At 69.2% G+C, this 13,142-nt stretch carries 13 protein-coding genes and 1 riboswitch; of the genes, 3 read left to right on the top strand and 10 right to left on the bottom strand.

The window, feature by feature from the left end; translation table 11 throughout:
* Window positions 1-82: 82 nt before the first annotated feature.
* Entirely contained in the window at window positions 83-1,567 is a 1,485-nt protein-coding gene (locus ACIOHP_RS23200) for an MFS transporter (protein ID WP_361539517.1), read from the bottom strand.
* Between the two features lie 136 nt (window positions 1,568-1,703).
* On the bottom strand, window positions 1,704-3,080 hold the full coding sequence (locus ACIOHP_RS23195) for a DUF445 domain-containing protein (protein WP_401890303.1): 1,377 nt from the start codon (window positions 3,078-3,080) through the stop codon (window positions 1,704-1,706).
* 188 nt (window positions 3,081-3,268) lie between these two features.
* Between ACIOHP_RS23195 and ACIOHP_RS23190 the strand changes: the two genes are divergently transcribed.
* Window positions 3,269-4,636 carry an SGNH/GDSL hydrolase family protein gene (locus tag ACIOHP_RS23190; protein WP_401890301.1) on the top strand — a complete coding sequence of 456 codons (1,368 nt, stop codon included), beginning with the start codon at window positions 3,269-3,271 and terminating at the stop codon, window positions 4,634-4,636.
* Window positions 4,637-4,673: 37 nt separating this feature from the next.
* On the opposite strand, the gene ACIOHP_RS23185 is transcribed toward ACIOHP_RS23190, so the two are convergent.
* The 4 genes from ACIOHP_RS23185 to ACIOHP_RS23170 are packed head-to-tail and all read right to left on the bottom strand — an operon-like array spanning window position 4,674 to window position 8,160.
* Complete coding sequence (locus tag ACIOHP_RS23185) at window positions 4,674-5,486, bottom strand: DUF1707 domain-containing protein (RefSeq protein WP_401890299.1); 813 nt, start codon at window positions 5,484-5,486, stop codon at window positions 4,674-4,676.
* Between the two features lie 33 nt (window positions 5,487-5,519).
* Entirely contained in the window at window positions 5,520-6,485 is a 966-nt protein-coding gene (locus ACIOHP_RS23180) for an ATP-binding cassette domain-containing protein (RefSeq protein ID WP_401890296.1), read from the bottom strand.
* A gap of 6 nt (window positions 6,486-6,491) precedes the next feature.
* A complete protein-coding gene (locus ACIOHP_RS23175) occupies window positions 6,492-7,367 on the bottom strand; it encodes an ABC transporter permease (RefSeq protein ID WP_401890294.1) in 876 nt (291 codons plus the stop codon).
* Complete coding sequence (locus ACIOHP_RS23170) at window positions 7,360-8,160, bottom strand: ABC-2 family transporter protein (protein WP_361539532.1); 801 nt, start codon at window positions 8,158-8,160, stop codon at window positions 7,360-7,362. Before ACIOHP_RS23170 ends, ACIOHP_RS23175 begins: the two co-directional genes overlap by 8 nt.
* A gap of 212 nt (window positions 8,161-8,372) precedes the next feature.
* On the opposite strand from ACIOHP_RS23170, the gene ACIOHP_RS23165 reads away from it, so the two are divergent.
* Window positions 8,373-10,745 (top strand): transglycosylase domain-containing protein, encoded by a 2,373-nt coding sequence (locus ACIOHP_RS23165; protein ID WP_401890292.1) that lies wholly within the window; start codon window positions 8,373-8,375, stop codon window positions 10,743-10,745.
* On the opposite strand, the gene ACIOHP_RS23160 is transcribed toward ACIOHP_RS23165, so the two are convergent.
* The 3 genes from ACIOHP_RS23160 to ACIOHP_RS23150 form a co-directional block, all read right to left on the bottom strand.
* Window positions 10,739-11,059, bottom strand: coding sequence for a multidrug efflux SMR transporter (locus ACIOHP_RS23160; RefSeq protein WP_046259004.1), 321 nt, complete (start codon window positions 11,057-11,059; stop codon window positions 10,739-10,741). The genes ACIOHP_RS23165 and ACIOHP_RS23160 overlap by 7 nt on opposite strands.
* Window positions 11,060-11,093: 34 nt before the next feature.
* Window positions 11,094-11,169: riboswitch (guanidine-III (ykkC-III) riboswitch) on the bottom strand.
* A gap of 58 nt (window positions 11,170-11,227) precedes the next feature.
* The gene (locus ACIOHP_RS23155) at window positions 11,228-11,578 is read right to left on the bottom strand and encodes a co-chaperone GroES (RefSeq protein WP_266826473.1); all 351 of its coding nucleotides are present in this window, start codon (window positions 11,576-11,578) and stop codon (window positions 11,228-11,230) included.
* Between the two features lie 44 nt (window positions 11,579-11,622).
* A complete protein-coding gene (locus ACIOHP_RS23150) occupies window positions 11,623-11,952 on the bottom strand; it encodes a DUF3618 domain-containing protein (RefSeq protein WP_361495325.1) in 330 nt (109 codons plus the stop codon).
* A gap of 101 nt (window positions 11,953-12,053) precedes the next feature.
* Between ACIOHP_RS23150 and bcp the strand changes: the two genes are divergently transcribed.
* Window positions 12,054-12,521, top strand: a complete 468-nt coding sequence (gene bcp, locus ACIOHP_RS23145; RefSeq protein WP_351680911.1) for a thioredoxin-dependent thiol peroxidase — start codon at window positions 12,054-12,056, stop codon at window positions 12,519-12,521.
* Here the strand turns inward: bcp and ACIOHP_RS23140 are convergent.
* Entirely contained in the window at window positions 12,518-13,045 is a 528-nt protein-coding gene (locus ACIOHP_RS23140; RefSeq protein WP_401890288.1) for a GNAT family N-acetyltransferase, read from the bottom strand. The two genes, bcp and ACIOHP_RS23140, sit on opposite strands and share 4 nt — an antisense overlap.
* Between the last annotated feature and the right edge of the window lie 97 nt (window positions 13,046-13,142).

Here is a 13,142-nt window from a genome sequence, read left to right as displayed (position 1 = left end):
GGGATCGGGACGGCAGGCACTTGTCGCGAACCTCCACCGAACCCCCGCCGAAACCGCGCAGGCCGCCGCAGGCAGCCCCCACTCACACCGCAGCCGACCGCGCCCCCGAACCCACCGCAGTCAGCGGACGTGCGACGTCCTCCAGTGACCGTCGCTCCGCGTTCACCGCCAGCACCGCCGCCACCAGCCCCGCGATACACATCAGGGCCGCGCCGATCTGGAAGGCGAGCACGGTGTCGCCGACGTGGCCGGTGCCGGTCAGGTCGGCGAAGAGCAGGGGGCCGCTGATGCCGCCCGCTGCCGTGCCGAGGGCGTAGAAGAAGGCGATCGACATGGCGCGGGTCTCCATCGGGAAGATCTCGGAGACCGTGAGGTACGCACTCGACGCACCCGCGGAGGCGAAGAACAGCACCGCGCACCAGCAGGCCGTCAGCGTCGTCGCGTCCAGCGCGCCGCGGTCGAACAGCCACGCCGTACCGAAGAGCAGCAGCCCCGACAGCAGATACGTCGACGAGATCATCACCCGGCGCCCGACCGTGTCGAACAGCTTGCCCAGCAGCAGCGGGCCCATGAAGTTGCCGACCGCGATCACCGCGAAGTAGTAGCCGGTGTTGCCGGTCGGGACGTCGTAGAACGTCGTGAGGATCGCCCCGAAGCCGAAGGTGATCGCGTTGTAGAGGAACGCTTGTCCGATGAAGAGGGCGAAACCGAGAACCGCCCGGCGCCGGTACTTCGAGAACACCGTCCGGCCGATCTCGACGAACGTCACGCTGCGCCGCTGATGGATCGTGAGCTCGGCGTCAGGGGACGGCGGCGGCAACGGCTCGCCCCGGTCCGCCTCCACCCGCTCCTCGATCGAGGACACGATGCGTTCCGCCTCCTCGTCCCGCCCGTGGATCAGCAACCACCTCGGACTCTCCGGGACATGACGCCGTACCAGCAGGATCACCAGCGCCAGCACCGCGCCCAGCGCGAACGTCAGCCGCCACCCCACGTCCTTCGCGAACACGGACGTGTCCAGCGCGACGATCGACAGCAGCGAACCTCCCACCGCGCCCAGCCAGAAGCTTCCGTTGATCATGAGGTCGACCCGCCCCCGGTACTGCGCCGGGATCAGCTCGTCGATGGCCGAGTTGATCGCCGCGTACTCGCCTCCGATCCCGAACCCCGTCAGGAACCTGAACAGGAAGAACCACCAGGTGGAGAAGGAGACCGCGGTCAGCGCGGTCGCCGCCAGATACACGGCCAGCGTGATCATGAACAGTTTCTTGCGGCCCCATTTGTCCGTCAGGCGGCCCCAGAAGAGTGCCCCCGCGCACGCCCCCGCCACATACAGGGCCGCCGCCATCCCGGTCACCTGGCCGGAGGAGATCGGCAGCCCGCTCCCCGGTTCCGACAACCTCCCCGCGATGTTGCCGACGACGGTCACCTCCAGACCGTCGAGGATCCACACGGTGCCCAGTCCGATGACGATCGTCCAGTGCCAGCGCGACCATGGCAGCCGGTCGAGTCTCGCGGGGATGTTCGATGTCACGGTCCGGCCCGTCTCGGCCTCTGCAGTGGTCATGGGCTCCCTCCTCCTCGAGTGAGAACCCGGGCCGAGTGCCCAGAGAAGGCCCGCCCTACGCCCTCACCCCACGACCCCCGCCCCACGCCCTCCTTGAGCGACCCGCGGCTGTGCCACCGTTCCTCCAGCGGAGCGCCTACGCCCCCAGCGCCTGCGCCACCGTGTAGATCAGCAGCCCCGCCAACGAACCCACCACCGTGCCGTTGATCCGGATGAACTGCAGATCCCGTCCGATATGAGCCTCGATCTTCCGCGTCGTGTGCTCGGCGTCCCAGCCCGCCACCGTGTCCGTGATGAGCAGGGTGATCTCCCGGCGGTACGTCGTCACCACGTACACCGCGGCCCCCTCGACCCACCCGTCGACCTTGTTCTGCAACCGGGGCTCCACCGCCATCCGCGCCCCCAGCGACAGCAGCGACGCCCGCACCCGCAGCCGTAGCTCACTGCGCTCGTCCTCGGCGGCGGAGACGATCATCGACCGTACGGCGGTCCAGGCGGACGCGATCAGGTCCTGGACCTCGCCGCGCCCGAGGACCTCGCCCTTGAGCCGCTCGACCCGCGCCCGCGTGTCCGTGTCGGACTGAAGGTCCGACGCGAAGTCCGTCAGGAAGCGGTCCAGCGCGCCCCGCGCCGGATGCGAGGGCATGTCCCGCATCTCCGTCACGAACCGCAGCAGTTCCTTGTAGACGCGCTCGCCGACCTTCTTGTCGACGAACCGGGGGGTCCAGCCGGGCGCGCCGCCCTGCACCGCGTCCATGACCTGTTCGTCGTGGAGCACCAGCCAGTCGTGCGCCCGCGTCACCACCAGGTCCACGACCCGCCGGTGCCCGCCGTCCGCGACGATCTTGTCCAGCATCTTCCCGATGCCGGGCGCGATCTCCTGCGCGTCGGCCCGCCGGGTGATGGCCTCCCCCACGACCGCCTGCACATCGGAGTCCCGCAGCACGGTCAGCGCCCCGCGCAGCGCCGCGGAGAGCTCCGCCGTCACCCGGTCGGCGTGCTCGGGCTCCGCCAGCCAGGCGCCCAGCCGGCTGCCGATGCCCACCGCCCGCAGCCGTTGGCGTACGACGTCCTCGGAGAGGAAGTTCTCCCCGACGAACTCGCCCAGGGACACGCCGAGCTGGTCCTTCTTGTTCGGGATGATCGCGGTGTGCGGGATGGGCAGACCGAGCGGGTGGCGGAAGAGGGCCGTGACCGCGAACCAGTCCGCCAGCGCACCCACCATCCCCGCTTCGGCGGCCGCGGCGACATAGCCCGCCCACGGGCCCGCCCCGTGTCCGGACGCCACCTCGGCGAGCACGTACACGACCGCCACGAACAGCAGCAGCCCGGCCGCGGTGAGCTTCATCCGGCGTACGCCGCGCTGCTTCTCCTCGTCGGCGGCGCTGAACGCGGTCATCGCGCGGTTACCGGCGGCGACCGGGCGGGCATGCTGCTCTACGTCAGCGGTATCCGATTCGTCTGGTTTCGTGCGTTCCATCCACTCCACCCGTTCGTGATCCCCGGTACACATTGTCCCTTCCTGACCGACTCCTGGAACGGAACAGGAGTTCCCGACGTCTGTCAGGTCGGGGGGAGCTCACTCCTGAACTCCGGTGGCCCAATGGGGGGTCTGTTCAAACACCCCTCACCGCATGACGCATCATGAGGTGATCACATCGGAGCCTCGGGCTCCCGTCTGCCCGAGGAGATATGCACCGCATGACCAGGCGTAGTGCCGGGGGTGTGGGGGCGTCCCCCACAAAGCACCGTGCCCTGCTTTCCGCGATGGTCGCCCTGATCGTGGCGCTGTCCGCCGCCATATACGTCGGTGTCGCCGCCGACGACGGCAGCACCGACCAGCGGAACACCGTCGCGCAGGGCGCCGCCCCGCACAATCCCGCCGCCCCCGCCTCCACCGGCACCTGGGTCGGCGCATGGTCCACCTCTCCGGCGGGCGCCGAGCCCGGCACCGAGACCGAGGGCATGGCGGGCCGCTCGGTACGCAATGTCGTGCACTCCTCCATAGGGGGTACGAGTGCCCGCATCACGCTCTCCAACCTCTACGGCCAGTCGCCGCTGACCATCACCCACGCGTCGATCGCCGTCGCCGCGGGCAGCGACACGGCCGCCGCGACCGCGCAGACGATGCGGCGCCTCACCTTCGGCGGCAACACCACGGTCGTCGTCCCGGCCGGCGGCCAGGTCATGAGCGACGCGGTCCGCATCGCCATCGCGTACGGCAGTGACGTCCTGGTCACCACGTACTCCCCCACGCGGTCCGGGCCGGTCACCTACCACCCGCACGCCCGCCAGATCTCCTACGTCGCCGTCGGCGACCTCGCCGAGGACGTCACGGGGACGGCGTACACCGAACAGACCCCGTACTGGCGCTACCTGACCGCGCTGGACGTGCTGAGCAACGAGTCCGACGGCACGGTCGTCGTCCTCGGCGACTCGCTGACCGACGGCATCACCTCCACCCAGGGCGCCAACCACCGCTGGACGGACGTCCTTTCGGACCGGCTGCGCACCGCGATCGAGGCCGGCCGCGACCTGCCCCGCTACAGCGTCGTCAACCAGGGCATCAGCGGCAACCAGGTCCTCGCCAACGGCCTCGGCCGCCCCGCCGACAACCAGAGCGGCCTGGGCCGCTTCGGCCGGGACGTGCTCGGCCGTACGAACGTGAAGGTCGTCGTCATCGACCTCGGCGTCAACGACATCCTCCGCAACCCGCAGCTCGCCGACCCCGACAAGATCCTCGACGGCCTGCGCACGATGGTCCGCCAGGCCCACGCCCGCGGCATCAAGGTCGTCGGCGCGACCCTGATGCCCTTCCAGGGCCACCGGGGATACACGGGGGCCAGGGAGGACGTCCGGCAGCGGATCAACGCCGAGATCCGCGACGGCAAGGTCTACGACGCGGTCGTGGACTTCGACGAGGCGCTCAGGGACCCGTACAACCCGCGGCGGCTGCGGTCCGACTACGACTCGGGGGACCGTCTCCACCCGAGCGACAAGGGGTACGCGCGGATGGCGGAGGCCTTCGACCTGGAGGACCTGAAGGGCTCGGCGCCGGCGGAGCTGTAGGGCGGGGCCGGGCCTCAGTCCTCGTACCGTCCCGGCCTCAGTCCTCGTACCGCCGCCGGTCCCGCCTCTCCCGGCGCAGCTCGCGGCGGTCCTCCATCGCCTCGCGGACCTGGTCCATGGCGTCACGGTGGACATCGTGGAGGTCGAGCGGATCGTGGCGGGAGGAGCCCAGCTCCCGGCGCGCGTTCTTCCGCTCCAGCCGCTCCAGCCGCCGCTCCTCCTTCAGCCGCTGCCGCTCCGCCCTGGGCAGTTTCCGGTACACCTCGACGCCACCCATCAGCGCGAGCCCGTTGACGATCACCCGCGGCGCCTGCGGATCGTCCGGCTCCTCGTGGGCGCGCTCGTCGAAGCCGCCCATGATCCCGAGCCCCCGCACGACGACCTCGACGCCCGGCGGCACGATCACCTCGATACCGCCCATGATCGCCACGCAGGTGATCTCGACCTCGCGGTCCGCGAAGTTCGCCTCCCGCAGATCGATCTCGCCACCGCCCCAGAAGGCGAAGCCGGTGAACCGCTTCGGCACGGTCCAGCGCCCCTTGCGCTGGAACCCGGCCATGACGGCGACCCCCCACGTCGACGAGCCCTCGCCGCCCGTGATCCTCGACGCCCAGCTCCCGTCCGCGACCGGCTCCTTGAACAGGTTCACCGCCGGCCCGGGCGCGGTCGGCAGATCCCGGGTGATCGGTGTCAGCTCGCCGTAGGTCCGCGCCTTGTACGTCGCGTCCAGCCGCTCCTCGAACTCCTCCATGTCGAGACGGCCCTCCGCGAGGGCGTCCCGCAGGATCTCGGCCACTCGCTCACGGTCGGCGTCGGATGCGCGAAGGTCCGGGAGTTCGTCGTCCGTCATACGCAGAAGCCTACGAGTTCGAACGTTCCCGCACTATGCGGTCGCCCGCTCCGCGTACATCTTCGCGATGACCGCCTCGATGTCCGGCTCCCGCACCGACAGATCCACCAGCGGATACTCCGCCGCGATCAGCGCCACCAGCGGCGCCGCCGACGCCCCCGCGGGGAACGCCAGCCACTGCCGCGGCCCCTCCACCTTCACCACCCGGGCGGGCGCCGCCTCGATCGGCGGCAGCTCCCGCTCCAGGTCCACCACCAGGATCCGCTCACTGTCCCCCGCCTCGTGCAGACCGGCGAGCGGACCGTCGTACATCAGACGCCCGTGGTCGATCACCATCACCCGTGAGCAGAGCTGCTCGATGTCCTGGAGATCATGCGTGGTCAGCAGGACCGTCGTGCCGTTCTCGGAGTTCAACTCCCGTAGAAAACCACGCACCTTGGCCTTGGAGATGACGTCGAGGCCGATCGTCGGCTCGTCCAGGTACAGCACCTCGGGGTCGTGCAGCAGTGCCGCCGCGATGTCGCCGCGCATCCGCTGGCCCAGCGAGAGCTGGCGCACGGGCACATCCAACAGGTCCGCCAGTTCGAGGAGTTCGACACAGCGGTCCAGGTTCTCGCGGTACCGGGCGTCGGGGATCCGGTACATGCGGTGCATCAGCTTGTACGAATCGATCAGCGGCAGATCCCACCACAGCGTCGTCCGCTGCCCGAACACCACCCCGATCCGGTGCGCGAGCCGCGACCGCTCCCGGGACGGGTCGATGCCCGCCACCCGCAGCCGGCCCCCGCTCGGCGTCAGGATGCCCGTCAGCATCTTGATCGTGGTCGACTTCCCGGCACCGTTCGGCCCGATGTACCCGACCATCTCGCCCCGCGCCACCCGGAAGGAGATCGAGTCGACGGCCCGCACCTCACGCCGCTCCCGCTTCAGGAACCCGGTCTTCCTGCGCACGTCGAAGACCTTCTCGACGCGGTCCAGCTCGATGAAAGCCTCGCCCATGACCCCTCAGTTCCCTGTGCTCTGATACGTCCGCAACCCGGCCCGCCACGCCAGCCCCGCCAGCGCACAACACCCCACCGCCACCAGCGGCGACAGGAACGCCACCCACGAGGGCAGCCCGAGCGGCAGCGGCACACCCAGCACATACGTGGCCGGCAGCCAGTTGACGAAGGCCAGCGGGAACACGAACGTCACCCCGCGCACCAGCTCCGTCGCGAACACCGTCGGCGGATACTGGAGCATCGTCGTACCGCCGTACGTGAACGCGTTCTGCACCTCGGAGGCGTCCTTCGCCACGAACTGGAAGGCCGCGCCCGCGATGAACACCGCGCCGAAGATCCCGGCGCCGCTCAGGATCATCATCGGCATCAGCAGCAGCTTCAGCGGCGTCCAGTCGATGTCGACCGTGGCCAGCCCGTAGACCAGCACCATCACACCCTGCGTGATCCGGCCCAGGCGCCGCAGCCCGAACTGGTCCGCCGCCATCTGCGCGAGCACCGGCGCCGGACGCACCAGCAACGTGTCCAGCGTGCCGTCACGCACCCGCCGGCCCAGCTTCTCCATCGAGCCGAGCAGCAGATCGGCGAGACCGAACGCGGTGCTGGACAGCCCGTACAGGAAGGCGACTTGGGGCAGCGTGTAGCCGCCGAGCGCGTCGACACGGGAGAACATCAGCATGATCGCGACGAAGTCGAGCGCGGTCGCCGTGAAGTTGCCCAGCGTGGTCATGAGGAAGGAGGCCCGGTAGGCCATCGTGGAGCGGATCCACATCGCGGAGATCATCCGATAGACGCGCAGCCCGTCGACGACCCTGCCGCTCCCGGCCACTTCACCGCTCCCGACCACCCCGCCGGTGCCGACCGCCCTGCCGGTGTCAACCACCCTGCACCACCACCCGCCGCGTCGCCGCCCCCTGCACCATCCGCCCGGCCGCCAGCAGCACCACCGCCCACATCGCCTGGAAGGCATAGGTGCCCAGCGGATCCGCGTGCCCCATCAGCACATCCGCGGGCGCCTGGAGCAGCGACGACCACGGCAGAGCCCGTACGACCTCGCCGAGCGTGCCCGGGAAGACGTTCAGCGGCAGGATCATCCCCGAGCAGAACCACCCGACGAACATCACCATCTGCGCCACCCCGGTGCCGTCGAGCAGCCAGAACGCGCTCAACGCCACCAGATACCGGATCCCGAAACTGACCAGCATCGCCAGCAGCACCGCCACGAAGAACGCCACCCACGAGGACACGTCCGTCGGCAGCGCGAGATCGAAGACCAGTGCGCCGAACACGAAGGGGATCACCCCGCGCCCCAGCAGCTCGAACCCCGCCCGGCCCAAGTCGGCCGCCAGCCACCACAGTTGGAGATCGGCCGGACGGTACAGGTCGATCGCGATGTCCCCCGTACGGATACGCTCCATGAGCTCGCTCTCGACGCCCCCGCCCCCGTTGGCGAGCGTCTTGAACAGCGACTGGCCGATCCACACATAGGTGACGGCCTGCGCCAGGTCGTACCCGCCCAGGTGCGGCTTCTCGTCCCACAGCGCGGTGTAGGTGTAGACGAGAATCAACCCGAACACCGTGTTGGTGAACACCCCGGCCGCGGTGGCTGCCCGATAGGTCGCGTACCGTCTGAATCCGCCCGCCGCGACGGCCAGGTACAACCGCCCCGAACCCATCAGTCCCAGCCCTCCCGGCCCGTCCGGACACCGAAGCGCAGGAGCCTAGCCCGCCGGTGGTGACGCATGCCACCCAATTTCCGGGCGGACGCGCGCCGCTCATCGGGAACGGAACGCATGGTGCGACAGTCTTCATCCGGGGACGCAGAAGACGTACGAGGGCGTACGGCGACGTACGACGTAAAAGCGTGAAACAGGAGTCCGTGCACGACATGAGCGACGAGCCGCAGCAGCCGAACCAGGGCTGGGCACCCAGAGAACCTCAGGCGGCTGAAGAGCCCGGCGGGAAGAAGCCGAAGCGGCCCAAGCGGACCGGATGGCGACGGATCATCCCCACCTGGCGCATGGTGCTCGGCACCTTCGTCCTAGGGATACTGCTGCTGATCGGCCTGTTCTTCCTCGGCTACTCGCTGGTGAAGATCCCGCCCGCCAACGCCCTCGCCACCAAGCAGTCCAACGTCTACCTCTACGCGGACGGCAGTCAGCTCGCCCGCGACGGCGAGGTCAACCGCGAGAACGTCAGCCTCTCCCAGGTCTCCAAGTCCGCCCAGCACGCCGTACTCGCCGCCGAGGACCGCGACTTCTACTCCGAGTCGGCGATCGACCCCAAGGCGATGGTGCGCGCCGGCTGGAACACCGCCACCGGCAAGGGCACCCAGTCCGGCTCCACGATCACCCAGCAGTACGTGAAGAACTACTACCTGGCGCAGGAACAGACCGTCACCCGCAAGGTGAAGGAGTTCTTCATCTCGATCAAGCTGGACCGGGAGAAGTCCAAGGCCGAGATCCTCGAGGGCTACCTCAACACCAGCTACTTCGGCCGCAATTCCTACGGCATCCAGGCCGCCGCCCAGGCGTATTACGGCAAGGACGCCACCGACCTCTCCGCGGCCGAGGGCGCGTATCTCGCCGCCCTGCTCAACGCGCCCAGCGAGTACGACGTCGTCGCCCATCCCGAGAACAAGTCGGCCGCGGTGGCCCGCTGGAACTACGTCCTCGACGGCATGGTCAAGGAGGGCTGGCTGGAGCAGTCCGAGCGCACCGGCCTGAAGTTCCCGATGCCGAAGGAGGCCACCGTCTCCACCGGCATGTCCGGGCAGCGCGGCTACCTCGTCAACGCCGTCAACGACTACCTGCGCGACAACAAGATCCTCACCTCCGACGAACTCGACGCCGGCGGTTACCGCATCACCACCACCATCCAGAAGAGCAAGCAGGACGCCTTCGTCGACGCCGTCAACGACAAGCTGATGGACAAGCTCGACAAGAAGAACCGCAAGGTCGACACCTACGTCCGCGCGGGCGGCGCCGCCGTCGACCCGAAGACCGGGCAGGTCGTCGCCATGTACGGCGGCATCGACTACGTCAAGCAGTACACGAACAACGCCACCCGCCGGGACTTCCAGGTCGGCTCCACCTTCAAGCCCTTCGTGTTCACCTCGGCCGTCCAGAACGAGTCCACCACGCAGGACGGCCGCACCATCACCCCGAACACGATCTACGACGGCACCAACAAGCGCCCCGTCGAGGGCTGGACCGGCGGCAGCTACGACCCGGCCAACGAGGACGACGTGTCGTACGGCGACATCACCGTGCGCACCGCCACCGACAAGTCGGTGAACTCGGTGTACGCGCAGATGGCCGTGGACGTCGGCTCCGACAAGGTCAAGGACACCGCGGTCGCCCTCGGCATCCCCTCCGACACCCCCGACCTGACCGCCTCGCCCTCCATCGCGCTCGGCGTGAACACCGCCAGCGTCCTCGACATGGCGGAGTCGTACGCCACGCTCGCCAACCACGGCAAGCACGGCTCGTACACGTTGATCAAGACCATCACCAGGGACGGCAAGGACGTCGTGGAGCTGCCGAAGCACAAGAGCTCCCAGGTCGTCACCCGCCAGGCCGCCGACACCACGACGTCGATCCTGCAGAGCGTCGTGGAGAACGGCACCGCCACCGCCGCCCAGGCCGCGGGCCGCCCGGCGGCCGGCAAGACCGGCACGGCCGAGGAGGACCAGGCCGCCTGGTTCGCCGGCTACACCCCCGACCTCGCCACCGTCGTCGCGGTGATGGGCCAGGACCCGGTCACCGCCAAGCACAAGTCCCTGTACGGCGTGATGGGCCTGCCGCGCATCAACGGCGGCGGGGCGCCCACCGAGATCTGGGCCCAGTTCACCGAGTCCGCCCTGAAGGGCAAGCCCGCCACCGAGTTCGACCTCGAACTCCAGGAGGGCGCCGACGTGGTCGAGACGCCGACGGAGGAACCGAGCTTCGTCCCCCCGGAGGACACGGAGGGCGAGGACGACGGCGGCACGGCCGACGGGGGCCAGGACACCGGCGGTCAGACCGACGACGGCACGACGGGTGACACCACGACGACCGGCGGTACGACGGGCGACACCACGACGGGCGGCACGACGGGAGACACGACCACCACGGGCGGGACGACCGGCGACACGACCACGGGTGGCACCACAGGGGATCCCACCACCGGCGGCACCACGGGAGACACGACCACCGGCGGCACGACGACCGGGACGACAGGCGGCACGACGGCGGGCGGAGGCCTACCGACATTTCAGTGACCTGACGTCGCCTTCAGCCCGACGACGGCGACGAGCAGCAGGCACACGAAGAAGATCCGGGCGGCGGTCGCCGGCTCCCCCAGCACGACCATGCCGAGCACCGCCGCCCCGGCGGCCCCGATGCCCACCCACACGCCGTAGGCGGTACCGATGGGAAGGGTCTTCGCGGCGTGGGACAGCAGAACCATGCTGGCCACGATGCCCGCCCCGGTGAGCAGGCTGGGGACCAGCCGGGTGAAACCGTCGGTGTACTTCATCCCGATCGACCAGCCGACCTCGAGCAGACCGGCGACGACGAGCAGAACCCAGGCCATGACAGGCACCTCCGAGACGCGGATTTCTTCACGGGGTGCGTCGTCTTTGCTGTACAGCCCGGTACGGCGCGTCTCGTCGGGTCGTCCTTCAAAGGTAGCAAAAGGACAGCAAAAGGGGCCGGTGACGATGGTCACCGACCCCTTTCGGCTTCGATCCGCAGGCTGGATCTACAGGTACAGCCCGGTCGAGTCCTCGGACCCCTCGAACCGGTCCGCGGCCACCGCGTGCAGATCACGCTCGCGCATGAGCACATAGGCGACACCGCGCACCTCGACCTCGGCACGGTCCTCGGGGTCGTACAGGACCCGGTCCCCCGGCTCGACGGTGCGTACGTTCTGCCCGACCGCGACGACATCCGCCCACGCCAGCCGCCGGCCCACGGCCGCGGTGGCGGGAATGAGGATGCCGCCCCCGGAACGCCGCTCGCCCTCACCGGCGTCCTGCCGCACGAGTACACGGTCGTGCAGCATCCGAATGGGCAGCTTGTCGTGCTGGGTGCTGTTTCTGTTGGCGCTCACGGCTGAGAACCTACCTGCCTGACGGGGATTCGTAAGCGCCCGGGTCAGCCCTTGCGACGCCGGGTCCCCAGGGCGAGCAGCCCCACGAGTCCGACGGCGACGAGCGCGACGGGAACGATGCGCTCAAGGCGAGGGGCGCCGTCACCGTCGACGAACTGGGCCCTGGTGTTGCTGACGGCCCGATTGACGCCGACGTAGGCCCGCCCGAGCGTGTGGTCGATGTTCGACACGACCTTGGCCTTGGCGTCGCCGACGATCGTCTTCGGGTGCACCCGCACCCCGATCTCGTCGAGCGTCTCGGCCAGGTTCTCGCGGCGGCGCTTGATGTCCGCCTCGATCTGCGCCGGGGTTCTGGTGTCCGACGTGTCCGCCACCGTACGGCCTCCGAGGTGTCGATGTCTGTCGATGCTGTTCTGGACAGTCTGTCAGTTCGCCGGGCGGTCGCACTGTCGGCACCCCCGGTTAGGCTGGTCCGATGAGCGAGCGACTCCAGCCCGGTGACGTGGCCCCCGCCTTCACCCTCCCCGACGCCGACGGCAATGACGTGTCCCTCTCGGACCACAAAGGCCGCAAGGTCATCGTCTACTTCTACCCGGCGGCCCTGACCCCCGGCTGCACGAAGCAGGCGTGCGACTTCACGGACAACCTGGAGGTGCTGGCCGGCGCGGGTTACGACGTCATCGGCATCTCCCCCGACAAGCCGGAGAAGCTGGCGAAGTTCCGCGACAAGGAATCCCTGAAGATCACCCTCCTCGCGGACGAGGACAAGCAGGTCCTCGACGCCTACGCCGCGTTCGGCGAGAAGAAGAACTACGGCAAGACCTACATGGGCGTCATCCGCTCCACGTTCGTCGTGGACGAGGAGGGCAAAGTCGAACACGCCCTCTACAACGTCCGGGCGACGGGCCACGTGGCAAAGATCATCAAGGACCTGGGCATCTAGCGGTCCGGGTACCGGAAGGACACCCACACATCGGGAGCCAGGCCGGGCTTGTCCGGCACCGGCCTGCGCTCCTCCTCCCAGGCACCGGGGGCGAGCGTCTCGCCGACCCGGCGCCAGAACCGGACGGCGCCGGGATTGGCGTCCTGGAACGCGACGGTCCACGCCCCGGGGTGCCGCGCGACGACCTCGCGAACGGCCCGCATCCCGACCCCGGCCCGCCGAGCCCCTCGCACGACGAAGAAGCTGTTGAGCACCCGGGTGGGCTGGGTGACCGCCCGCACGAAGGCGAACCCGACGGGGTGCGCGCCGCGGCTGAACAGATACGCCGCCCATTCCCCTGACCCACTGAAGGCCGCTTCCAGCCACTCACTCCGGAACGTCCCGTCGGGGTTGGGCAATTGCCCTCGGAACTCGGACAGGTCGTGCCGGAAGAGGAGCCAGAGCCTTTCCACGGTGGGGCGGTCGGTGGGGGTGGCTGGGCGGACGGTGATGTCGTGTGCGGAGTCCCCGCTGTTCTCGGTCATGAAAAAAGCCTCCCGAGCGGACAAGGGGTCCGGGCTGGGGAGGCGTTCGCGTGTGAGGTACAGGATATCAATCCCCTTCACCTTGCAGGCGTGACTG

The sequence above is a fragment of the Streptomyces sp. NPDC087859 genome, from assembly GCF_044742595.1.
Lineage (GTDB): Bacteria > Actinomycetota > Actinomycetes > Streptomycetales > Streptomycetaceae > Streptomyces > Streptomyces canus_F.
The sequence above is the reverse complement of the archived record's forward strand: the minus strand, read 5'-3'. Positions and strand labels throughout refer to the sequence as shown.